16 protein-coding genes are annotated in these 21,695 nt (G+C 71.4%); 2 read left to right on the top strand and 14 right to left on the bottom strand.

The annotated features are described in order from the left end of the window. Nucleotides 1-151: 151 nt before the first annotated feature. The 8 genes from dapA to eccD all read right to left on the bottom strand — a co-directional run bounded on the left by dapA (nt 152) and on the right by eccD (nt 9,365). Nucleotides 152-1,051 (bottom strand): 4-hydroxy-tetrahydrodipicolinate synthase, encoded by a 900-nt coding sequence (gene dapA, locus BX285_RS11450; RefSeq protein ID WP_097237873.1) that lies wholly within the window; start codon nt 1,049-1,051, stop codon nt 152-154. 227 nt (nt 1,052-1,278) lie between these two features. Then, complete coding sequence (gene thyX, locus BX285_RS11445) at nt 1,279-2,010, bottom strand: FAD-dependent thymidylate synthase (protein WP_121175056.1); 732 nt, start codon at nt 2,008-2,010, stop codon at nt 1,279-1,281. Next, nucleotides 2,007-2,465, bottom strand: coding sequence for a tetratricopeptide repeat protein (locus BX285_RS11440; RefSeq protein ID WP_121175055.1), 459 nt, complete (start codon nt 2,463-2,465; stop codon nt 2,007-2,009). Before BX285_RS11440 ends, thyX begins: the two co-directional genes overlap by 4 nt. 7 nt (nt 2,466-2,472) lie before the next feature. Next, on the bottom strand, nt 2,473-3,240 hold the full coding sequence (gene dapB / locus BX285_RS11435) for a 4-hydroxy-tetrahydrodipicolinate reductase (RefSeq protein ID WP_097237870.1): 768 nt from the start codon (nt 3,238-3,240) through the stop codon (nt 2,473-2,475). A 28-nt stretch (nt 3,241-3,268) separates the two neighbouring features. Then, nucleotides 3,269-4,600: a pitrilysin family protein gene (locus tag BX285_RS11430; protein WP_097237869.1), complete on the bottom strand. Its 1,332-nt coding sequence runs from the start codon at nt 4,598-4,600 to the stop codon at nt 3,269-3,271. A 141-nt stretch (nt 4,601-4,741) separates the two neighbouring features. After that, nucleotides 4,742-6,949, bottom strand: a complete 2,208-nt coding sequence (locus BX285_RS11425; protein WP_097237868.1) for a polyribonucleotide nucleotidyltransferase — start codon at nt 6,947-6,949, stop codon at nt 4,742-4,744. 456 nt (nt 6,950-7,405) lie between these two features. Further along, nucleotides 7,406-7,696, bottom strand: a complete 291-nt coding sequence (rpsO, locus tag BX285_RS11420; protein WP_030062424.1) for a 30S ribosomal protein S15 — start codon at nt 7,694-7,696, stop codon at nt 7,406-7,408. Nucleotides 7,697-7,904: 208 nt separating this feature from the next. Then, nucleotides 7,905-9,365 carry a type VII secretion integral membrane protein EccD gene (eccD, locus tag BX285_RS11415; RefSeq protein WP_121175054.1) on the bottom strand — a complete coding sequence of 487 codons (1,461 nt, stop codon included), beginning with the start codon at nt 9,363-9,365 and terminating at the stop codon, nt 7,905-7,907. Between the two features lie 312 nt (nt 9,366-9,677). On the opposite strand from eccD, the gene eccCa reads away from it, so the two are divergent. Next, nucleotides 9,678-13,619 carry a type VII secretion protein EccCa gene (gene eccCa, locus BX285_RS11410; protein ID WP_097237866.1) on the top strand — a complete coding sequence of 1,314 codons (3,942 nt, stop codon included), beginning with the start codon at nt 9,678-9,680 and terminating at the stop codon, nt 13,617-13,619. 481 nt (nt 13,620-14,100) lie between these two features. Then, nucleotides 14,101-15,504, top strand: a complete 1,404-nt coding sequence (locus BX285_RS11405; RefSeq protein WP_121175053.1) for an APC family permease — start codon at nt 14,101-14,103, stop codon at nt 15,502-15,504. A gap of 82 nt (nt 15,505-15,586) precedes the next feature. Here BX285_RS11405 and BX285_RS11400 read toward each other — a convergent pair whose 3' ends face one another. From BX285_RS11400 to BX285_RS11375, 6 genes are all read right to left on the bottom strand, one after another. Next, on the bottom strand, nt 15,587-16,840 hold the full coding sequence (locus BX285_RS11400; RefSeq protein WP_147465142.1) for a hypothetical protein: 1,254 nt from the start codon (nt 16,838-16,840) through the stop codon (nt 15,587-15,589). A gap of 65 nt (nt 16,841-16,905) precedes the next feature. Continuing rightward, entirely contained in the window at nt 16,906-17,454 is a 549-nt protein-coding gene (locus BX285_RS11395; protein ID WP_121175051.1) for a SigE family RNA polymerase sigma factor, read from the bottom strand. 100 nt (nt 17,455-17,554) lie between these two features. Further along, entirely contained in the window at nt 17,555-18,787 is a 1,233-nt protein-coding gene (gene mycP, locus BX285_RS11390; protein ID WP_257032791.1) for a type VII secretion-associated serine protease mycosin, read from the bottom strand. A 139-nt stretch (nt 18,788-18,926) separates the two neighbouring features. Further along, on the bottom strand, nt 18,927-19,220 hold the full coding sequence (locus BX285_RS11385; RefSeq protein WP_097237862.1) for a WXG100 family type VII secretion target: 294 nt from the start codon (nt 19,218-19,220) through the stop codon (nt 18,927-18,929). Between the two features lie 159 nt (nt 19,221-19,379). Then, a complete protein-coding gene (locus BX285_RS11380) occupies nt 19,380-19,661 on the bottom strand; it encodes a WXG100 family type VII secretion target (protein ID WP_257032790.1) in 282 nt (93 codons plus the stop codon). Between the two features lie 271 nt (nt 19,662-19,932). Continuing rightward, nucleotides 19,933-21,663 (bottom strand): type VII secretion protein EccB, encoded by a 1,731-nt coding sequence (locus tag BX285_RS11375; RefSeq protein ID WP_121175050.1) that lies wholly within the window; start codon nt 21,661-21,663, stop codon nt 19,933-19,935. Nucleotides 21,664-21,695: the final 32 nt, after the last annotated feature.

The following is a 21,695-nucleotide window of genomic DNA, read 5'->3' as shown; positions in this document are numbered from 1 at the left end:
ACGCCATATGCCCGGGGTCCTCCCCCTGGAGACATATGGCGTGCGTACTCAGTGTCGTTTTCCTACTGGGTCTGTGCTCTCGCGCCTTCAGTCCGGTCCAGCGGCGGACCCTGGGGGTCCGGCGAGCCGGGGCGCGCACGTCTGTGTCTGCCTACAGGTGTACCCCGCCGGCGGCGAGATCCTGCTTCAATTGCGCGATCTCCTCGGGCGTCGCCCCGACCAGTGGCAGCCGGAGCGGGCCGGCCGGGAGGCCCTGCAGCTCCAGCGCGGCCTTGGTCAGGATGGCGCCCTGGGTGCGGAACATACCGCTGAACAGTGGCAGCAGGCTCTGGTGGATCGCGGTGGCCTTGGCCACATCGCCCGCCAGGTAGGCCTCGATCATCGCCTTCAGCTCGCCGGCCGCGAGGTGCCCGACGACGCTGACCACGCCGACCGCTCCGACGGACAGCAGCGGCAGGTTGAGGATGTCGTCGCCGGAGTACCAGGCGAGGTCGGCGCGGGCGATCGCCCAGGCCGCGGAGCCGAGGTCCCCCTTGGCGTCCTTGTTGGCGACGATCCGCGGGTGCTCGCCGAGGCGGACCAGCGTCTCGTGGCTCAGCGCCACCCCGCTGCGGCCCGGGATGTCGTACAGCATGACCGGCAGCTCGGTCGAGTCGGCGAGGGCGACGGTGTGCCGGTACAGGCCCTCCTGCGGGGGCTTGCTGTAGTACGGCGTGACGGCCAGCAGGCCGTGCGCCCCGGCGGCCTGCGCCTGCCGGGCCAGCTCGATGCTGTGCCGGGTGTCGTTGGTGCCGACGCCCGCCACCACGTGGGCGCGGTCCCCGACCGCCTCCACCACGGCGCTGACCAGTCGGGCCTTCTCGGCATCGCTGGTGGTCGGGGACTCACCGGTGGTGCCGTTGACGACGATGCCGTCGTTCCCGGAGTCGACGAGGTGCGTGGCGAGGCGCTGGGCGCCTTCGGGGTCGAGTCCGCCGTCGGCGGTGAACGGGGTGACCATGGCGGTCAGGACCCGGCCGAACGGCGTTTGGGGGGTGGAGGTCGGAGCCATGTGTCCAAAGCTACTCGTAGGCGGTGGGGCGGTATCCACACCGGTCCAGGGTTCGGACAGGGGCAGCCGCGCGGAGCGGTGGAAACAGGCGGTGGGGTGGGATCCCGGTGCTGCCCGCTCGGGGGTTCAGGCAGCACCGGGATCCGTGTTCACGAATGTAGGGAGCGGCTAGAAAAGCCGCAATCCAGACATGCCAGACACTCTGCCCATATGCCTGTCGTCCCAGGTCAGGGGGCGACCCGGCCGTGCTTCTCGAAGGCCGCATGGGTGAGCGGCATGAGCTCGGCCCACTGCTGCTCCATCTGCTCGGCGACCATCTCGATCTCGCGCTGCGGGAACGACGGCACCGCCGAGTTCTCCCGCTTGGTCCGCAGCGACAGGAAGTGCATCAGCGAACGCGAGTTGCAGGTCGCGTACATCGAGGAGAACAGGCCGACCGGCAGCACCGCGCGGGCCACCTCGCGGGCCACCCCGGCCTCCAGCATCTCCCGGTAGCGGGCGTAGGACTCGCGGTACGCGGCCTCCATCGCCTCGGTGGTGGTCTTGTGCTGCTCGGGCGTGCCCTCGTGGAACTCGTACTTGCCCGGGCGGCCCTGCTGGACCAGCTTGCGGTCCTCGGCCGGGACGTAGAAGACCGGCTGCAGCTCGCGGTAGCGGCCGGACTCCTCGTTGTACGACCAGCCGCTGCGGTGCCGGTGGAACTCCCGGAACACGAAGATCGGCGCGCTGATGAAGAAGGTCATCGAGTTGTGCTCGAAGGGCGTGCCGTGGCGGTCGCGCATCAGGAAGTTGATCAGGCCCTTGGACTTCTCCGGGTCCTGCTGCAGCGCCTCCAGCGACTGCTCCCCCGCGGTCGAGACGCGGGCCGCCCAGACGACGTCCGAGTCGGCGGCGGCGCTGCGGACCAGCTCCACCGTCACGTCACTGCGGAAGCTGGGGGCCGTCGGTTCGTCGCTCACGCGTTACTCCTTGCAGGTTCGGTGCTGTGCAGCTTGATGGCGTGCTGCATGGTCTTGCGGGCGCGCGGGGTGTCGCCGGCGTCGGCGTAGGCCACGGCGAGGCGGAACCAGACCCGCCAGTCGCCCGGCGCGGCCTCCGCCTCGGTCCGGCGGCGGGCGAACACCGCGTCGGCCGAGTCCCGGTCGATCCGCCCGCCGGTGGTGCGCTTCAGCTCGTCCACCGGCAGGCCGCCCTCGGCCTCCAGCTCCCGGGCGAGCCGTTCGCTGGCCCGGCCGAAACGGACGGTCTGGCGCAGGAACCAGAGCCCGATCACCGGGATGACGAAGGCGCAGAGGCCGATGCCGATGCCGAGCGGCTTGCCGGTGGCGATCAGCTGGACGCCCTCCCCCACGCAGAGCAGGGCGACCAGCAGCAGCACGCCGGACAGGACGAAGAAACCGGTACGGGAGGTCATGAAGGGCTCACAGGTCCAGGAAGTGTTCGAGGCCGAAGGTCAGCCCCGGGGTCTCGACGACCTTGCGCACGCCCAGCAGGATGCCCGGCATGAAGCTGCTGTGGTGCAGCGAGTCGTGCCGGATGGTGAGCGTCTCGCCGGTGTCGCCGAACATCACCTGCTGGTGGGCGAGCAGGCCGCGCAGCCGGACGGCGTGCACCGGCACCCCGTCCACGTCGGCGCCGCGCGCGCCGGGCAGGCTGTGGGTGGTCGGGTCCTGCTGCTTCGGGCGGCCGGCCTCGGCGCGGGCCGCGGCGATCAGCTGGGCGGTGCGGGTGGCGGTGCCGCTGGGGGCGTCGGCCTTGCGGTCGTGGTGCAGTTCGACCACCTCGACCGACTCGAAGTACTTCGCCGCGACCTGGGAGAACTTCATGCCGAGGATCGCGCCGATGGAGAAGTTCGGCGCGATCAGGACGCCGACGGGCAGCGGCGGGTGTCCGGTGGCCTCGGCCGGGACGAGCCAGCCTTCCAGCTCGGACAACCGCAGGTCGTCCCAGCCGGTGGTGCCGGTGACCACGTGGATGCCGTTGTGGACGCAGTAGTCGAGGTTGCCCATCACCGAGTCCGGGTGGGTCAGCTCGACGGCGACCTGGGCCCCGGCCTCGGTCAGCTCCTCCAGCCTGGAGCCGCGGCCGAGGGTGGCCACCAGCTCCATGTCCGGCGCGGCCTCGACGGCCTTGACGGCCTCGGAGCCGATCCGTCCCTGGGCGCCGATCACGGCGACACGCAGCGTCATAGCGAAGTTCCTCTCACACCAGCCGGTTTCAGACCAGCAGATCGGCGAGCTTGGCGGCCCGCTTGTCGTTGACCGGGCCGATCAGCGCCAGCGACGGCCGGTACGCGCCCAGCACATCACGGGCGACCTCGTGGACGTCGTCCAGGGTCACGGCCGCGATCCGCTCCAGCATCTCGTCCACCGACAGGTGGTGGCCGTAGCTGAGCTCGGCCTTGCCGATCCGGTTCATCAGCGAGCCGGTGTCCTCCATGCCGAGCACCGTCGAGCCGGAGATCTGCCCGATCGCCCGCTGCAGCTCCTCCTCGGTGATGCCCTCGGCGACCACCTTGGCCAGCTCGGCGCGGCAGATCCGCAGCACCTCCTCGACCCGCTTGGGCTGGCAGCCGGCGTAGATGCCGAACAGGCCGCTGTCCGCGTAGGAGGAGGAGTACGAGTAGACCGAGTACGCCAGGCCGCGCTTCTCCCGGATCTCCTGGAACAGCCGCGAGCTCATCCCGCCGCCGAGGGCCGCGTTGAGCACGCCCAGCGCCCAGCGGCGCTCGTCGTGCCGCGGCACCCCGGGCACGCCCAGCACCAGGTGGGCCTGCTCGGTGGACCGGTTGAGCACCTCGACCCGGCCGGCCGTGCGCAGCGCCTTGACGCCGCGGCGGGCCTCGGCGGGAGCCGCGGTGGAGCGGGCCAGCACCGGCGCGAAGGCCTGCTCGACCTGCTTGACGACCTTGCGGTGGTCGAGGTTGCCGGCCGCGGCGACGACCAGGTTCTCGGGGCGGTAGCGGCGGTGGTAGAAGCCGGCGATCTGGTCCCGGGTGAGCGTCCTGATGGTCTCCTGGGTGCCGAGGATCGGGCGGCCGAGCGGGCCGCTGCCGTAGATCACCTTGGCGAACAGGTCGTGCACCACGTCGCCCGGGTCGTCCTCGGCCATCGCCATCTCTTCGAGGATGACGCCGCGCTCGGCCTCCACGTCCTCGGTGCGGATCAGCGAGCCCGTGAGCATGTCGCAGACCACGTCGATGGCCAGCGGCAGGTCGGTGTCCAGGACCCGGGCGTAGTAGCAGGTGTTCTCCTTCGCGGTGAAGGCGTTCATCTCGCCGCCGACCGCGTCCAGGGCCGCCGAGATGTCCAGCGCGCTGCGCCGCTCGGTGCCCTTGAAGAGCAGGTGCTCCAGGTAGTGGGTGGCGCCGTTGAGCTGCGGGGTCTCGTCCCGCGAGCCGACGCCGACCCAGATGCCGAAGGTCGCGGAGCGAACCGTCGGCAGGGTCTCGGTGACGACCCGCAGGCCGCCGGGGAGGACGGTGCGGCGCACCGTGCCGGCGCCGTCGACGCCCTTGAGCAGGGTCCGGGTGCTGCCGGGACGCTGCATTACCGCCGGGGCCTGCGCCACGGGGGGTACCTCCAGAGAAAACGCACGTGGCGAAGGCACGTACGGACGAAAGCATGGACAACTGGGTGCGGCCCGCACGCCGTGAGGCGTACGGGCCGCAGGGAGTCAGCTAGCGGCGCTTCACTCGGAAGCGGCCTCGCCGGCCTCTTCGCCCTCGATGACCGGGATCAGGGAGAGCTTGCCGCGCGGGTCGATCTCGGCGATCTCGACCTGCACCTTGGCGCCGACGCCGAGGACGTCCTCGACGTTCTCCACGCGCTTGCCGCCGGCCAGCTTGCGGATCTGCGAGATGTGCAGCAGGCCGTCCTTGCCCGGCATCAGCGACACGAACGCGCCGAAGGTCGTGGTCTTGACCACGGTGCCCAGGTAGCGCTCGCCGACCTCCGGCATGGTCGGGTTGGCGATCTGGTTGATCGTGGTGCGGGCGGCCTCGGCGGCCGGGCCGTCGGCGGCACCGATGTAGATGGTGCCGTCGTCCTCGATCGTGATCTCGGCGCCGGTGTCCTCCTGGATCTGGTTGATCATCTTGCCCTTGGGGCCGATGACCTCACCGATCTTGTCCACCGGGATCTTGATGGTGATGATGCGCGGCGCGTTCGGGGACATCTCGTCCGGGGAGTCGATGGCCTCGTTCATCACGTCGAGGATGTGCAGGCGGGCGTCCTTGGCCTGCTTCAGCGCGGCGGCGAGCACCGACGCCGGGATGCCGGTCAGCTTGGTGTCCAGCTGGAGGGCGGTGATGAAGTTGCGGGTACCGGCGACCTTGAAGTCCATGTCGCCGTACGCGTCCTCGGCGCCGAGGATGTCGGTGAGGGTCACGTAGTGGGTCTCACCGTCGATCTCCTGGGAGATCAGGCCCATCGCGATGCCGGCGACGGCGGCCTTCAGCGGCACACCGGCGTTCAGCAGCGACATGGTCGAGGCGCAGACCGAGCCCATCGAGGTGGAGCCGTTGGAGCCGAGCGCCTCGGAGACCTGGCGGATGGCGTACGGGAACTCCTCGCGCGAGGGCAGCACGGGCAGGATGGCCCGCTCGGCCAGCGCGCCGTGGCCGATCTCGCGGCGCTTGGGCGAGCCCACGCGGCCGGTCTCGCCGACGGAGTACGGCGGGAAGTTGTAGTTGTGCATGTAGCGACGACGCGTCTCCGGGGAGAGCGTGTCCAGCTGCTGCTCCATGCGCAGCATGTTCAGCGTGGTGACACCCAGGATCTGGGTCTCGCCGCGCTCGAACAGGGCCGAGCCGTGCACCCGCGGGATGGCCTCGACCTCGGCGGCCAGGGTGCGGATGTCGGTGACACCGCGGCCGTCGATGCGGACCTTGTCCTTGATGACGCGCTCGCGGACGATCTTCTTGGTCAGCGCGTTGTAGGCGGCGCTGATCTCCTTCTCGCGACCCTCGAACTCGGGGAGCAGCTTCTCGGCGGCCAGCGCCTTGACGCGGTCCAGCTCGTTGTTGCGCTCCTGCTTGCCCGGGATGGTGAGGGCCTGGGCGAGCTCGTCCTTGACGGCGGCGGTCAGCGCGGCGAGGACGTCGTCCTGGTAGTCCAGGAAGACCGGGAACTCACCGGTGGGCTTGGCGGCCTGGGCGGCCAGCTGAGCCTGCGCGGCGCACAGGACCTTGATGAACGGCTTGGCGGCCTCCAGGCCGGAGGCGACGACCTCCTCGGTCGGCGCGTCGGCGCCGCCCTCGACCAGCTTGATGGTCTTGTCGGTGGCCTCGGCCTCGACCATCATGATCGCGACGTCGCCGTCCGGCAGGGCGCGACCGGCGACGACCATGTCGAAGACGGCCGACTCCAGCTCGGTGTGGGTCGGGAAGGCCACCCACTGGCCGTTGATCAGCGCGACGCGCACGCCGCCGATCGGGCCGGAGAACGGCAGGCCCGCCAGCTGGGTGGAGGCGGAGGCGGCGTTGATCGCGACCACGTCGTACAGGTGGTCGGGGTTGAGCGCCATCACGGTGACGACGACCTGGACCTCGTTGCGCAGGCCCTTGACGAAGGACGGGCGCAGCGGGCGGTCGATCAGGCGGCAGGTGAGGATCGCGTCCTCGGAGGGCCGGCCCTCGCGACGGAAGAACGAGCCGGGGATGCGGCCCGCGGCGTACATCCGCTCCTCGACGTCCACGGTCAGCGGGAAGAAGTCGAAGTGCTCCTTCGGCTGCTTGGACGCGCTGGTGGCCGACAGCACCATGGTGTCGTCGTCCAGGTAGGCGACGGCGGAGCCGCCGGCCTGACGGGCCAGGCGGCCGGTCTCGAAGCGGATGGTACGGGTGCCGAAGGAACCGTTGTCGATCACGGCCTCGGCGTAGAACACGTTCTCTTCCACCTGGAAGATCTCCTCTTTCGTACGTCTCCGGGAGAGCGTCCCCGCGTCCTGCCTGCGGGCGGCCCTGGGCCCCCGTCTGGGAGGGCGGCAGTCGGGCCGGTCTTCGATCGAAGCCTCCGGAGTGCCCCGCTCGGTCTGCGGGGGTTCCGGCGGCCACTACCGAGGACCGGCGCCTCACAGCTGCCGGGCCGGGAAGGGCGGTCCGCGTCTGGACGCTCTCTCGGATGCGGGCGGCTTCCGTTTGAAGCCTTCGTCCCGCGGGGGGTTGGGGTCCTTCTGCCTGGGTGGCGCGCTGGTGCGCCATCACCCGGCATGCCCACAACCCTACGGTGCAATCCTCGGCCACCTGGGGAGGTGCGCGCGAGTTGTTATGTCAGGGTGCCGCGGCTCGGGAGGTCCGCGGCATACGCGCGAGGGGCGGCTCCCCGGTGTGGGGAGCCGCCCCGAGCGGCGGTCTTAGCGGGCGCCACCGGCGGCACCGCGGCGGATGCCCAGGCGGTCGACGAGCGTACGGAAGCGCTCGATGTCCTTCTTGGCCAGGTACTGCAGCAGACGGCGGCGCTGGCCGACCAGGATCAGCAGGCCACGGCGCGAGTGGTGGTCGTGCTTGTGGGTCTTCAGGTGCTCGGTCAGGTCCGAGATGCGGCGGGACAGCATGGCGACCTGGACCTCGGGGGAGCCGGTGTCGCCCTCCTTGGTGCCGAACTCGGCCATGATCTGCTTCTTGACGTCAGAGGCGAGAGCCACTGCAACTCCTTACAAGGTCTACCGAGCGGTCCTGGTCGACAACACAGGACTCTGTGAGAACTCGATGTCGTGACGGAGCGCGGCTGACGCCCTTCCGGATTTGTCGCTGGGCGACCCACCAGGGCGGACACACGGCTGCGCTCGAAGGCCAGCGTACCAGTGCCGCCCACCCGGCCGGGCGGCCGGGCGGGCAGCCCTGGGCGGCCGGTCAGCCGGTGGCGCCGCGGACCAGTCGGTAGATGTCCAGGACGGCGAGCGCCAGCGGGACGAGCGAGATCAGGGTGAGGCTGTCGACCAGGTCCAGGATGCGCCCCCAGAACGGGGAGACGCCGAGCCGGGGCACCACCAGGGCGATCGCGACGAGCAGCGCGGCGCCGAAGGCGATGGAGACGGCCAGCCAGATCGTGCGCAGGTCGAGCTGGGTGGTGGAGCCGGCCACCCGCAGGAAGAACTGCGGGGTGTGCAGGGACAGTCCGACGATCAGCAGGCAGAGGCCGAGCAGGCCCGCCACGGTGAGGCTGAGCACCTGCGCGGTGTAGCGGAACAGCCGGGCGCGCAGCATGGTGGCCAGGCCCAGGGCGAGCGCGAGCAGTTCGGGGAAGGTCTCGTCGGTGAAGCCGAGGACCGCGCAGGCGCCGACCACGACCGCGGCGCAGCCGCCGACCAGGCCGACCAGCACCTCGTGGCCGCGCCGGGCCTGGTGGGCGATCTTCTCGTACTGGACGGCCTCGGCGCGCTCGGCCTCCTCGTCGTAGTCGCGGCTGCGGGTGCGGGTCTGGCCGGGGGCGCTGAAGCCGACCGGCAGCCGGGCGAAGCGGGCGGAGAGGCTGGGCAGGAAGCCGAGGACGGCGACGGCGGCGACACCGGTGACGGCGGCGATGTGCCCGGCGGGGGTGTCGGGCATCAGGACGGCGGCGAAGGTGGCGAAGGTGCCGGCGGTGGCGACCAGGGCGGCGGCGACGAACGCCGCGTCCTTCTCGGGCAGCAGGCCGGCCAGCAGCACGGCGACCACCAGGACGCAGACGCAGCCGGCCAGGAACTGGAGCCGGCCGGGGCCCTCCCACGGGTGGGCGGCGGCGATGATGCCGCTGCCGCCGATCATGGCGTGCGGCAGCGCGCCGAGGCCGAGGGCGAGGGCGGCGTGGGCGTCCTGGTAGACCCGGGCGCGCACGCCGGCCAGCGCGGTGAGCACGACGGCGGTGACTCCGGCCAGGACGCCGGGCAGGCCGTGCATGTCGTGGCGCAGGTCGGAGAACCAGAGCGCGAAGCCGAGCAGGATGAGCAGCACCCCGGCGCCGATCAGGCCGAAGCCGCGCATCAGCTCGGCGGTCCAGAACCGGCGGTCGGCCTCGACGGCGCTGGCGATGGCGTCGGCGACGTCGTCGTAGACCGCGGGCGGCAGGGACTCGGCGAAGGGGCGCAGCGCGAGCAGGTCGCCGTCGCGGACCTGCTGGGCGGCCAGGGTCAGGCCGCTGTCGAGGACGGTCCCGTCACGGCGGACCAGGTGGAAGCCGGTGGGCGCGCCCTCGGGCTGGCTCTGGTTGGCCAGGCGCAGCACCTCGGGGTAGACGTCCGCGAGCGGGACGTCCTCGGGCAGGGCGACGTCGATCCGGCGGTCCGGGGCGACGACCGTCACCCGGCAGTAGCCGGTAGCGGCGGCATTGTTCATGCTTCCGCCTCGTTCCTTCGACGCACGTGGCGCTCCCCTTGTTGACGGTGCCGAGGCACGGCGGCGCTCGGTGTGGCTGTGGAACCGGCCCGACCGGGCCGCGAGTTGGCGCGGCGTTACCTTACCCGCTCGGTCGGTGACCGGGTCCTGGCGGGCGGGCCCGGGCCGACCGTTAGGATCGGCGCCTGCGCAAAGGTACGGGGGCTGCGCTGTGTGGGGCGTCCTCAGCCGCCGGATTCCCGTACGGACCGTACGCAGTCACGTGAGGGCTGATGCCGAAGTGATCGATCGACGCCACGGGGTGGATGACACATGGGTGTGATCACGGTCAAGCGACCGGCCAGGGCGTATCCGCCGACCGTGCCGGACGAACCGGTGGAGCTGGTGAGTCCGCCCGAACTGCCCCGGCAGGGCGGCGAGGACTGGCTGATGAGCATCCTGCCGATGCTCGGCATGGGCGGTTCGGCAGTGTTCTTCTTCTCGCCCGGCGCGGCCGCCCCGATGAAGATCATGGGCGGTCTGATGGTCGCCTCGACGGTCGGCATGGTGCTGGCCCAGATCGTGCGGGCCCGCAAGGGCGGCTCCACCGCGATGGCGGACGAGCGGCGCGACTACCTCAAGTACCTGCAGCAGACCCGCCGCCAGGTGCGCCGCACGGCGGAGCGCCAGCGCGGGGCGCTGCTGTTCCTGAACCCGGCGCCGGACCAGCTCTGGTCGATCGTCGAGGACGGCCGGCGGCTGTGGGAGCGGCGCCCCGGGGACGGCGACTTCGCGCAGATCCGGGTGGGCCTGGGGCCGGTGCAGCTGTCCACCCCGCTGGTGGCGCCGCAGACCGCGCCGATGGACGAGCTGGAGCCGCTGTCGGCGGCCGCGATGCACTCCTTCCTGAAGGCGCACGGCACCCTGCAGGACCTGCCGCTGGCGGTGTCGCTGCGGGCCTTCTACCACATCACGGTGTGCGGGGATCCGGACTCGGTGTACGGCAACGTGCGCGCGATGATCGCCCAGTTGACCACCCTGCACTCGCCGGACGACCTGATGGTGGCGGTCGCCGCGGCCCCCGGTGCGGCCGAGGAGTGGGACTGGGCCAAGTGGCTCCCGCACAACCAGCACCGCAAGGAGGCCGACGGCGCGGGCTCGCGCCGGCTGTTCGCCACCGACCTGGGCGACCTGGAGTACCTGCTGCAGGACGAGCTGTCCGGGCGCCAGCGGTTCATCCGGGACTCGGCGCCCTCGGCGGACCAGCCCCACCTGGTGGTGATCATGGACGGCGCCGGGGTGCCGCACGACTCGATGCTGGCCAGCCCGGAGGGGGTCCAGGGCGTGACCGTCATCGAGGTGGTCCCGGGCGAGGTGGACGAGCCCAGCGGCCACCTGATGGTGACGGTCAACTCCGAGGAGCTGGTGCTGCGTTCGGCCTCCGGCGCGACGTACAGCGGCAAGCCGGACCTGCTCTCGACCTGGCAGTCCGAGGCGCTGGCGCGCCAGCTGGCGCCGTACCGGGTCTCGGCCGGCGGGGACGACGAGCCGCTGCTGTCCAACCTCGACTTCACCGACATGATGAACTCGGGCGACCCGGGCTCCTTCGACGTGAGCCGCAGCTGGCGCCAGCGCGCCCAGCACGAGCGGATGCGGGTGCCGATCGGTGTCGGCGCCAACGGCGAGCACGTCTACCTGGACATCAAGGAGGCCGCGCTGGAGGGCATGGGCCCGCACGGCCTGTGCGTCGGCGCGACCGGCTCCGGCAAGTCGGAGCTGCTGCGCACCCTGGTGCTGGCCCTGGCGATGACGCACTCCTCGGAGATCCTCAACTTCGTCCTCGCCGACTTCAAGGGCGGTGCGACCTTCTCCGGCATGGCGGACATGCCGCACACCTCCGCGGTGATCACCAACCTGGAGGGCGAGCTCACCCTGGTCGACCGCATGCGCGACGCTATCGAGGGCGAGCTGCACCGCCGCCAGGAGCTGCTGCGCTCGGCGGGCAACTACGCCAACATCCACGAGTACGAGCGGGCCCGGGCGGCCGGCGCGGCGCTGGACCCGCTGCCCTCGCTGGTGCTGATCATCGACGAGTTCTCCGAACTCCTCACCGCCAAGCCCGACTTCATCGAGATGTTCATCCAGATCGGCCGGATCGGCCGGTCGCTGGGCGTGCACCTGCTGCTGGCCTCGCAGCGCCTGGAGGAGGGCAAGCTGCGCGGCCTGGACACCTACCTCTCGTACCGGATCGGTCTGCGCACCTTCTCGGCGGCCGAGTCGCGGGCGGCGATCGGCGTGCCGGACGCCTACCACCTGCCGCCGGTGCCGGGGGTCGGCTACCTCAAGTTCGGCGAGGACGTGATGGACCGGTTCAAGGCCGCCTACGTCTCGGGGCCGTACCGGGCGCCGGGGCAGCAGCGGTCGACCGGCGGGCAGCGGGTCGCCGCTCACCCGGTGGAGTTCACCGCGGCCTACGTGGAGCCGCCGGACCCGGTGGTGGAGGAGGCGCCGCCGGTCCCGGAGCAGGACGACGCGCTGGTGGACACCGTGCTGGACGTGTTCGTACAGCGGATGGTCGGCCAGGGCCCGGCCGCGCACCAGGTGTGGCTGCCCCCGCTGGAGGAGGCGCCGAGCATGGACCACCTGCTGCCGCCGCTGCAGGTCGCGCCGGACCGCGGGCTCACCGCGACCGGCTATCCGGTGGGGCGGCTGCGGGCGCCGATCGGCATCGTGGACAAGCCGCGCGAGCAGAAGACGGACATCCTGGAGGTCGACTACGCGGGGGCGGCCGGCCACGGCCTGATCGTGGGCGGCCCGCGCTCGGGCAAGTCGACCGTGGTGCGCACCACGGTGGCCTCCTTCGCCCTCACCCACACCCCGCTGGAGGTGCAGTTCTACCTGCTGGACTTCGGCGCGGGCAGCTTCCAGTCGCTGGCCGGGCTGCCGCACGTCGGCGGGGTGGCCGGGCGCCTGGACGTGGACAAGGTGCGCCGGATGGTCTCCGAGGTGCACGGGGTGATGAACCGGCGCGAGGAGCTGTTCCGGGTCGCCGGGATCGACACCATCGCCACCTACCGGGCCCGCCGGGCGGCCGGCCAGCTGCCGGACGAGGCCTTCGGCGACGTCTTCCTGGTGATCGACGGCTGGAACACCTTCAAGCAGGAGTTCGAGGGCCTGGAGCCGGTCATCGGCGACATCGCGCAGCGCGGTCTCGGCTACGGCGTCCACCTGGTCGTCACCGCGGCCCGGTACGCGGAGGTGCGCCCGGCCCTGAAGGACCTGCTGCAGAACCGCACCGAGCTGAAGCTCGGCGACGCGATGGAGTCCGAGGTGGACCGCCGGGTGGCGGTCAACGTCCCGGCGCTGGCCGGGCGCGGCATCACGCCGGACCGGCTGCACTTCCTGTCCGGCCTGCCGCGCCTGGACGGCTCCTCCTCGGTGGACGACCTGCAGGCCGGCGTGGCCGGCCTGGTCGCCGCCGTCGACGGGGCCTGGAGCGGCCCGCGCGCCCCGCAGGTGCGGATGCTGCCGGCCGTCCTGGACGGGCACTCGCTGCCGAAGGGCTTCGAGCACCCGGAGCGCGGTGTGGCCTTCGGCGTGGACGAGGCGGAGCTGTCGCCGGTCTTCGTCAACTTCGAGACCGACCCGCTGTTCATCGTCTTCGGCGACACCGAGTCGGGGAAGTCGGCCGTGCTGCGGATGCTGGTCAAGCAGATCACCGAGCGGTACACCCCGGACCAGGCGGGCATCGTGGTCGGCGACTACCGGCGCGCGCTGCTGGGCGCGGTGCCGTCGGAGTACCTGGTCGAGTACGCGGCCGCCCAGCCGGCCATGTCGGCCGTGGTGGACATGCTGCGCGGGGCCTGCTCCCGCCGTCTGCCGGGCCCGGACGTGACGGCCGAGCAGCTGCGCAACCGCAACTGGTACACCGGCAAGGACATGTTCGTGATCGTGGACGACTACGAGCTGGTCGCGACGAGCTCGGGCAACCCGCTGGCGCCGCTGGCCGAGTTCCTGCCGTTCGCCCGGGACATCGGCCTGCGGGTGATCGTGGCGCGCAGTGCGGGTGGCGCCGGGCGGTCGCTGTACGAGCCGGTGCTGCAGCGGATGCGCGAGCTGGGCGGCCAGGGCGTGATCCTGTCGGGCAACCGGGACGAGGGCGCGCTGCTGGGGACGGTCCGGCCGCAGGCGCTGCCGCCGGGCCGCGGGGTGTACGTGTCGCGCCGTGCGACCGGCGGGCAGATGGTCCAGACGGGCTGGCTGCCGGTGGCGTAGCCGCGAATCGGCCCTCGCCGGCCGTCACGGATGGTGATCGAAGGGGTCGGACTTCCGCAGTCCGGCCCCTTCGGCGTCCCAGGTGCTGAAACGTTACCTAGATCTTTCGCCGGGGGTGCTGCGGTTCCCGCACCTCGCCCGGGAGTTGCCGTGCCGTTCCGGGGCGCCTGGGCGTGTCATCCTCCGCCCGCGCTGCAGCCTTTGAATCTCGTCATTCAACTCCTTGTTCACCTTCGATTCATTCGCGTTGGCACCGAGGTAACAAGTCGGACAAACCGCGCGCTGACTGATTGTGATCATCAGATCGCATGTTTATGCCCTTCTCCGCAACGGATTCCGAAGCAGTTCCGGCGTTGACGCAGTCAATACGCCCAAGGTTCCATTGCGGCCCGGGAGCGACCGGACAAAGGACCCGAGCAACCAGCCAGCGGAGGCGATACCGCTCCCCACCCAGGACCGCACAGAGCCGATCGGAACGAACATGAGCGACACGCTTCGCCCGCCACAGACCGTAGCCGCCACGGCGGCCGGGGCCGCCTCGCCCCAGCAGCTCAAGCGCTCGATCGGCGTCGTGGGCGGCACACTGCTCACGCTGTCCTGCGTCACCCCCGCCTCGACGCTCTTCGTGATCGTGCCGGAGCTGTTCTCCAGCATCGGCAGCGCCACCGCCCTGGCCATCGCCATCGGCACGGTGCTCTGCGTCGCCGTCGCGTTCTGTTACTCCGAGCTCGGCACCCTCATCCCCAGCGCCGGCGGCGAGTACGCGATGGTCGGCACCCTGGCCGGACGCCTGATGGGCTGGCTGGTCTTCGTGCTCTCGCTGATCGTGGTGATGATCGTCCCCTCGGTCATCGCCCTCGGCACCGCCGACTACCTCGCCCCCGTCCTGCACATGGACAAGGCCATGACCGGCGCCGCCGTGATGCTGGCCGCCACCCTGGCCGGCCTGCTCGACCTGCGCGCCAACGCCTGGATCACCGGCATCTTCCTGGTGCTGGAGGTCATCGCGGCGGGCGTGGTCTCGGTGCTCGGCTTCTCCCACGCCAACAGCCACGCCCCCAGCCTGCTGCACGGCGTGGTCGCCGGGGAGGGCGGCACCAGCAGCACCGTGAGCATCGGCGCCATCGTCGGCGCGCTCGGCATCGCCCTCTTCATCACCCAGGGCTTCTCCACCGCCGTCTACCTCTCCGAGGAGCTGGAGAACCCCCGCCGCAACGTCTCGCGCACCGTGCTGTGGACGCTCGGCATCTCCTCCGCGGTCATCCTGGTCCCGGTCGTCGCCATCACCGTGGGCGCCCCCGACCTGCAGACCCTGACCTCCGGCGACATCTCCGGCATGGTCACCGCCTGGAGCAACTCCGCCGTCGGCACCTTCATCAGCCTCTGCGTCGCACTCGCCATCATCAACGCCGGCATCGTCATGGTCATCCAGAACTCCCGGGTGCTGTTCGCCTCCGCCCGTGACAAGGCCTGGCCCGAGCCGGTCAACAAGGCCTTCTCCACCCTCGGCCGCTTCGGCTCCCCGTGGATCGCCACCCTGGCGGTCGGCCTGCCCGGCGCCGCGCTCTGCTTCGTCAAGGGCGAGCTGCTGAGCAACATCACCGGCGTCGCCGTCACCGGGATGTACCTGCTGGTCGCGGTCGCCGCGCTGCTCTCCCGCCGCGGCCACCACAAGCACGCCGCCGCCTGGCGGATGCCGCTGTGGCCGGCCGTCCCGGTCGTCCTGATCGCGGTCCTGCTCTACGTGATGACCAAGCTGGACACCGAGCCCCTGCTGTGGACCGGCGGCATCACCGCCGCCGCCACCCTCTACTGGCTGTTCTACCTGCGCCCCCGGCAGGAGACCCGCTGGGTGATCAGCCTCCCCGACGACCAGCAGGCCTGACTCCCACCCCCCTTCCCCCACCTCCCCCACAGAGCGGTGCCCCGGGCCTCCCCCAGCCCGGGGCACCGCCGCGTTCACGGCGCTACTTCTTCGCCTTCCACGCCGGGCTGGTGGCGATCGCCTTCAGCTGCTCCGCGGTGAGCAGCTGCCTTCCGGTCGGGCCCTGGGCGGCCACGACCTCCATGCCGTCCGGGTGCAGCACGGTCACCCGCAGCGGCTGCTTGTCCTTGCTGTCCGGGCCACCGAGGACGAGCACCTTGTTCCCGTCGGGCAGGACGACCGCGTCCTTGAACGCCTGCTGCGCGGGGTTGTCCACGGACTTCGCCCAGTTCTCCACCCGCAGCACCAGCGAGCCGGCTTCCTGCCCCTGGCCCAGCCGGAAGGTGGCCGTCAGCGTACTGCCGCTGCGGTCGGTCACGGTGACCCCCGGGGGCAGCAGCCCAGCCAGGACGGCCTCCCGGTCCGGCAGCGACAGGCCGGGGTCGATCGCATCGGTGTCGATCCCGTCGAACTTGACCGCCGCGACCGTCCGGTCCCAGGACTTGTCGGTGACGATCGCCTTCAGCTGGTCGAGGGTGAGCGGCGGGTTGGGGCGGCTGTCGCGGGCGCCCTTCTCCGCGGGCGCGTTCCACTCGCTCAGGTTGATGTCCCGGCCGTCCGGACCGGACAGCGAGGCGATCCACGCCTTGGTGTCGGCCCGGCCGTCCGAGTACTCGTGGCCCTGCTGGAGCATGAGCTGGGAGCCGTCCGGCAGGGTGGTGACGCTGCAGGAGTCGACCCGGGCGAGCTTGAAGTCCTTAGGGCAGCTGCGCGGCTGCCCCTGGTTGGGGCGGTGCTTCTGGATGCCGATCTGGACCAGCGACTTGCCCTGACCGTCGTCGAAGACCACGTCCGCGCCGACGAAGGTGCCGCCCGTCCGGTCGTCGTCGGTGCCGCGCCCCTTGCCGTCGGTGGTCTCACCCTTGGGCAGCAGGGCCTGGAAGGTCGCCAGCACCTCGTCGCCGGTGATCACGGTCGGGGCCGAGGACTTCACCGTCGTCGGAGTGGCCGCGGGGCCGGCGCCGGCCGTGGTCGTCGGGGCGGAGGCAGCGCTCACCGTCCCCGCGCCCTTCGCCCCCGACGCCCCGGTCAGGTACACGGCGCCGGTGCCCACCAGCGCCAGCGCGGCCGCGCCGCCCACCACGGCGGCGGTCGACCGGCGGCGCCAGCGGCGGCGGCCGCGCCGGTAGCCGCCCGCGACCAGGTCGGCCTGCTCGGCCTGTCCGGCGCGGAACCCTTCACCCGTACGGGTGAGGGCATAAAGAAGATCGTCCTCGAACTCTTTCGGTTCGGACATGGTGTTCACCGTCTCCTTGCGTCACGGGTTGCGAGAAGTGCTGTTCGTCCGGACGGCCGCCGGCCTCAGCGGGCGGCCAGCTCGGCCAGCGAGTCGCCGAGCAGGGTGCGCAGCCGGGCCAACGCCCGGGTCGTACGGGTGCGGACGGCGCCGGAGGAGACCCGCATGACCTCGGCGGTCTCCTCGACGCTGCGGTCCTCCCAGTAGCGCAGCACCAGGACCGCACGGTCCTTGGGCGGCATCCGGCCGAGCGCGTCCAGGAGGGTCAGCCGCAGACTGCTGTCGGCCTCGTGCCCCTCCGGCTCCGGCAGCGCGTCGGTGGGGCGCTCGCCACTGGAGCGGCGGCGCTGCTGGGCCAGGAAGGTGCGCACCATGACGGTGTGGGTGTAGGCCGCCGGATTCTCGATCCGGTCCCGGCCCCGGCCGCCGGTGAAGGCGCTGCGCCGCCAGACCACGTACATCCGGCTCAGGGCCTCCTGCACGAGGTCCTCGGCGTAGTGGGTGTCACCGCTGGTGAGCAGGCAGGCCGAGCGGTAGAGGTGCCCGGTGCGGCCGGAGACGAGTTCCAGGAACTCGGCGTCCTTGGCCTCCCGGCCGGCCCCGATCCACCCCATGCGCGCTGCCCCCCGTGCTCCGCCCTCCCTGACACCTGATCGATGCGGTGGGCGGGCGAGGGTGTTACAGCCGTTGCGGAGGAACTTTCCGACCGGTGGCTCAGCCGGCGGACTTGCGCCGCTGGTCGCGCAGCACCACGCCGCCGCCGATCAGCAGGGCGACCAGCAGCACGCCGACGCCGAGGACGTACGTCGCGGTACGGCCGTCGCGGTCCGCCTGGGTCTCGCCGAGGCCGACCGGCTGCGGCACGATCGGCGCGGAGGCGAGCTGCACCGGGGCGTCCGGGGTGGCGGTGAACGGCGCGACCTCGGGGGCCTTGGTGACGGCCTTGACCGGGTCCACCACGCCCCAGCCGACGAACGGGTCCGGGTCGCGCTGGGTGCGCTGGGCGGTCTGCTCGATCCAGGCCCGCACCTGGGCCGGCTTCCAGTCGGGGTGCGCGCCGACCAGCAGCGCGGCGAGCCCGGAGACGTACGGGGCGGCGAAGCTGGTGCCGTTGTCCACGCACTGACCGCCCTTGGGGACGGTGGACAGCATGTCGACACCGGGAGCGGCGACCTTCACGAAGGAGCCGTACTGGGAGAACGGCGCGCGCTCGTTGTTCCGGTCGGAGGCGCCGACGGCCAGCACGGTCGGGAAGGCGCCCGGGTAGGTGTCGCCCTCCTTGCCGTCGTTCCCGGTGGAGGCGACCACCACGACCTTGTTCGCCTCCGCGAACTCGACGGCGGCCTTCAACTCCGCGTAGCCGCCGAACTGGGCGTTGGCGGCGCCGCGCACGTCCTGGGAGATGTTGATGACCTGGACCTTGGCGGCGACGGCGTCCGTGATCGCCTGGACCAGGGTGGAGACGTCGCCGTTGCCGTCGCTGTCGTTCTGCCGGATCGAGCGGATCCGGGCGTCGGGGGCGAGCCCGACGAAGCCGGTCCTGTCGCTCCTGCGGGCCGCGATGATGCCGGCCACCTTGGTCCCGTGGCCCACCGGGTCCTCGGTGGACTTGCCCTGGATCTTCTCCTTGGTCTCCCGGTTCACCAGCAGGTTGGGGCCCGCGTCGACCTTTCCGGACAGCTGCGGGTTGGTCTCGTCCACACCCGTGTCGATGACCGCGACGGTCACGCCCGCGCCGGTGGTCCGCCCGCCCTGCCACAGCTCGTCCAGCAGCAGGCGCTGCAGCGACCACGGGACGGTCTGCACGTCGGGCGCGTTCTGCGGGCAGTCGCCCGCGGCGGCCAGCGCGGGCCCGCCGTCGGCGTACGCCGGGGCGGCGAGCGGGCCGCCCAGCACCACCAGCGCGGCCAGTGCCGCGGCCGCCTTCCGGTACCCGCGTCCGGACACCCTGCCACCCCTCATGTCGTCCACCCGTGCCGAGGGCCTGTCCTCGCACTCCACCTGCGGGAGTGCGAGGACAGGCCCTGGGGGCGGTGCCCGGAAGCCCGGGTGCCCGCCCCTGTCGTCCCCGCTCGGGAACGCGCGGTCAGTGCTGCCAGAGCTTGGCGTTGTTGTCCTCGGTCGTCTTGTAGCTCTGCGCGGCGTTGTCCAGCGAGGTCGCGATCTGCGAGCAGACCTGCTGCAGGTCCTTGGCGCGGTCGTCCCAGATCTTCTGGTGGGCCTGGTAGCCCTCCTGGGCGACACCCTGCCAGCTGCTGGCGATGCGCGTGACGTTGCCCTTGAGGTCGTTCAGCAGCTGGTCGATGCGGCCCGCCGAGGCGCGCACCTCCTCGGCCGCGTGGTGAACGGTCTCGAAGTTGACGAGAATGTGGTCGGACACGTTGTCTCCCTTGACGAGGGTGCGGAGCGTCCCGCAGTCAGTGGCGGACGCCCCGCCGAGCGGTGGGTCGGAACAGACCGGTGATCGGCCCGGTGACGACGGCGACCGGCCCCGGAACGGTGAACGGCCCGGGAACGGCGATCAGCCCTGGAGCGGTGATCAGCTCTGGGTGGAGAACATCGCCTTCTGCTCTTCTTCGGTGCTCGCGTAGTGCTTGGTGGTCTGCTCGATCGCGTGCTTGATCGCGTTCAGCGACTCCTTGAGCTTCGCGATGTCGTCGTTGACCCTGTTCTGCAGGGTCGTGTAGGCCGTCGCCGCCTGGCCCTGCCAGCCGGCCGTGATGCCCTGGACCGTGCCGATGAGCTTGGTCCGCTCAGCCTCGATCTTGCCGATGGCCTCTTCGATCTGCTTGGCGAAAGCCTGCATCTCCTGAGCAGTCATCGTGAACTGACCAGCCATGCTCCACCGTCCCCCATGAGACAACAAATTGCGTGTGCGGAGGGCCCTGCGGGCCCCGGCCGCCGCATCACCCCTGTGATGCCCAGCAGCACTGTAGTCGGCACACGCAACTCGCCCAACACCGAGCACTGAGTAGTTACCAGACCATGACACTGCGGCCAATTCCGTTGCCGGGCTTGGCCGGTCAGGCGCCGTACGGCCGACCCGTCGAACGCCGTACGGCCGGTCGGTCGGGCGTTCTGCTGCCGATCGGTCAGGCGTTCTGCGGCTGGGCGGCGCTCTTCGCGGTCAGCGGCGGGCCGGCCGGGACCAGGTCCGACCACTCGTGCGGCACCGGCAGCGGCTGGAGCCCCTGGTAACCCAACCGGGCCTGGTTGCCACCCTGTTCGTCCGGCTGCTGGCCCGGCTGCTGCCCCTGCTGCGGGTCCGGCGCCGCCGGGTTCGGAGCTGCCGGGTTCGGAGCTGCCGGGTTCGGTGCGCCCGGCTGCGGGGCCGGCGCCTTCGTGGCGCCGGCCTGGCCGGGCTGCGCCCCCGGCGAGGGGGTGCCGCCGCGGCCGCCGTCGCCGTTGGCCGGGACGGCGTAGCGCAGCCCGGTCTCGGTGATCAGGAAGTCGGTGCCGGAGCCGGCGGTGGTGTTGTTCAGCGCCCGGTAGAACAGGCCGTGACCGGGAGTCACGTACGCGGCGCCGGCGCCGTTGTTGTACCCCGCGGGATACGTGGGCCCGGCCCAGACACTGCGCTTGGGCGTCTTGCCGTCCTCGGCGACGCCGTCGAAGGTGCTGCACACGACCAGCCGGGCGTCCTGCCGGTCCTGCCAGTTGTTCACCGGCACACCGGACTTCACCGGCCAGTCGGCCGCGGTGTCCGGCAGCCGGACGTCGCTTCCGTACCGGGACTGGTCGGACGGGGTCATCTCGTCGCTGCGCGGCTTCTTGTCCTGGTCGTACTTGTAGAGCATCTGGTAGGCCGGGTTCTGCCGGATCAACTCCGCCTGGAACGCGGTGATCAGGTAGAGCTTGTCCTTGCCGACCACGTAGTTGCGGTCCTGGTAGTGCACCAGCCGGCCGATCCGCTGGTCGGCGGCGTTCTCCAGCTTCACCTGGGAGTTGGGGGCCTGGCTGTCCGCCATCTCCTTGACCTGCGGGAAGGTGATCGGGGTGCCGTTGACCAGGGTGTCCAGCCAGTCCCGCTTGACCCGCTGCGGCACCGCGTTGGGCCCGAAGACCGCGGTGACCAGGGACTTGCGCTCCTTGTCGTCCGACTGCGGTGAGCCGATCTCGTGCTTGCGGCCCTGCGCGTCGACCAGGTACACCTTCGCCCCCGAGGCGGCCGGCTGCCCAGGCACCGTCGCGGCGGAGACCTGCTGCTCGTCCGCCTGCTGCACCAGCATCAGCTGGTCCGGGCCGAGCATCCGGTCCTTGGCCGCCAGCGCCGCCGCGTCCTGGCCCGCCGCCACGAACACCGCCTGGTTGACGGTCTCCTGCTTCTCGTCCGAGCCCGGCCGGTCGCAGACCGCCCACTTCATCGGCTGGCCCGCGTTGTCCTTGCTCGGCAACTTGTCCGGCGCGTACGGGATGCCGATGGTCGGGCCGTGGTTGGGGTACCGGTCGAGCACCCCGTCGTCCACCACCACGACCTTGGCGTCGGCGGCCAGCACCAGCCGCGCCGAGGACATGTTGAGCACCTGGTGCAGCCGCTTGGTCTTGCCGTCCGGGTCGAACAGCACCACGTACCGGGTGGTCGACTGCTTGCCCTGGATGATGTTCTTGCCGTCGTCCCACTTCACCGGCGCGCTCGGCTTGAACACCCCCCAGACCCCGAACCCGGCCACGATCACCGCTCCGGCCAGGACACTCGGCAGCACCGCCTTCACCGGACGCGGCGCGTCCTCGTCGCTGCCGCCGCCGGCGGGCAGCAGGAAGGCGCCCACCGTCCGCTTGCGGGCGAAGGTGTACGCGTTCAGCTCGTCCCGGCGCGATGCCATCCTCGTCGTCCCCCTTGTCAGACGTGTGTCGG

It is taken from the genome of Streptomyces sp. 1114.5 (assembly GCF_003635085.1).
Lineage (GTDB): Bacteria > Actinomycetota > Actinomycetes > Streptomycetales > Streptomycetaceae > Kitasatospora.
This window is presented reverse-complemented; position numbering and strand designations above follow the sequence as displayed.

Excerpts from the sequence above, each read along its gene's own strand:
- dapB (WP_097237870.1), bottom strand. The coding sequence starts at position 3,240 with ATGACGCTGCGTGTCGCCGTGATCGGCGCCCAGGGACGGATCGGCTCC.
- BX285_RS11430 (WP_097237869.1), bottom strand. The coding sequence starts at position 4,600 with ATGCAGCGTCCCGGCAGCACCCGGACCCTGCTCAAGGGCGTCGACGGC.
- BX285_RS11400 (WP_147465142.1), bottom strand. The coding sequence starts at position 16,840 with ATGTCCGAACCGAAAGAGTTCGAGGACGATCTTCTTTATGCCCTCACC.
- dapA (WP_097237873.1), bottom strand. The coding sequence starts at position 1,051 with ATGGCTCCGACCTCCACCCCCCAAACGCCGTTCGGCCGGGTCCTGACC.
- BX285_RS11440 (WP_121175055.1), bottom strand. The coding sequence starts at position 2,465 with ATGACCTCCCGTACCGGTTTCTTCGTCCTGTCCGGCGTGCTGCTGCTG.
- BX285_RS11375 (WP_121175050.1), bottom strand. The coding sequence starts at position 21,663 with ATGGCATCGCGCCGGGACGAGCTGAACGCGTACACCTTCGCCCGCAAG.
- BX285_RS11405 (WP_121175053.1), top strand. The coding sequence starts at position 14,101 with ATGAGCGACACGCTTCGCCCGCCACAGACCGTAGCCGCCACGGCGGCC.
- eccCa (WP_097237866.1), top strand. The coding sequence starts at position 9,678 with ATGGGTGTGATCACGGTCAAGCGACCGGCCAGGGCGTATCCGCCGACC.
- eccD (WP_121175054.1), bottom strand. The coding sequence starts at position 9,365 with ATGAACAATGCCGCCGCTACCGGCTACTGCCGGGTGACGGTCGTCGCC.
- BX285_RS11395 (WP_121175051.1), bottom strand. The coding sequence starts at position 17,454 with ATGGGGTGGATCGGGGCCGGCCGGGAGGCCAAGGACGCCGAGTTCCTG.
- BX285_RS11380 (WP_257032790.1), bottom strand. The coding sequence starts at position 19,661 with ATGACTGCTCAGGAGATGCAGGCTTTCGCCAAGCAGATCGAAGAGGCC.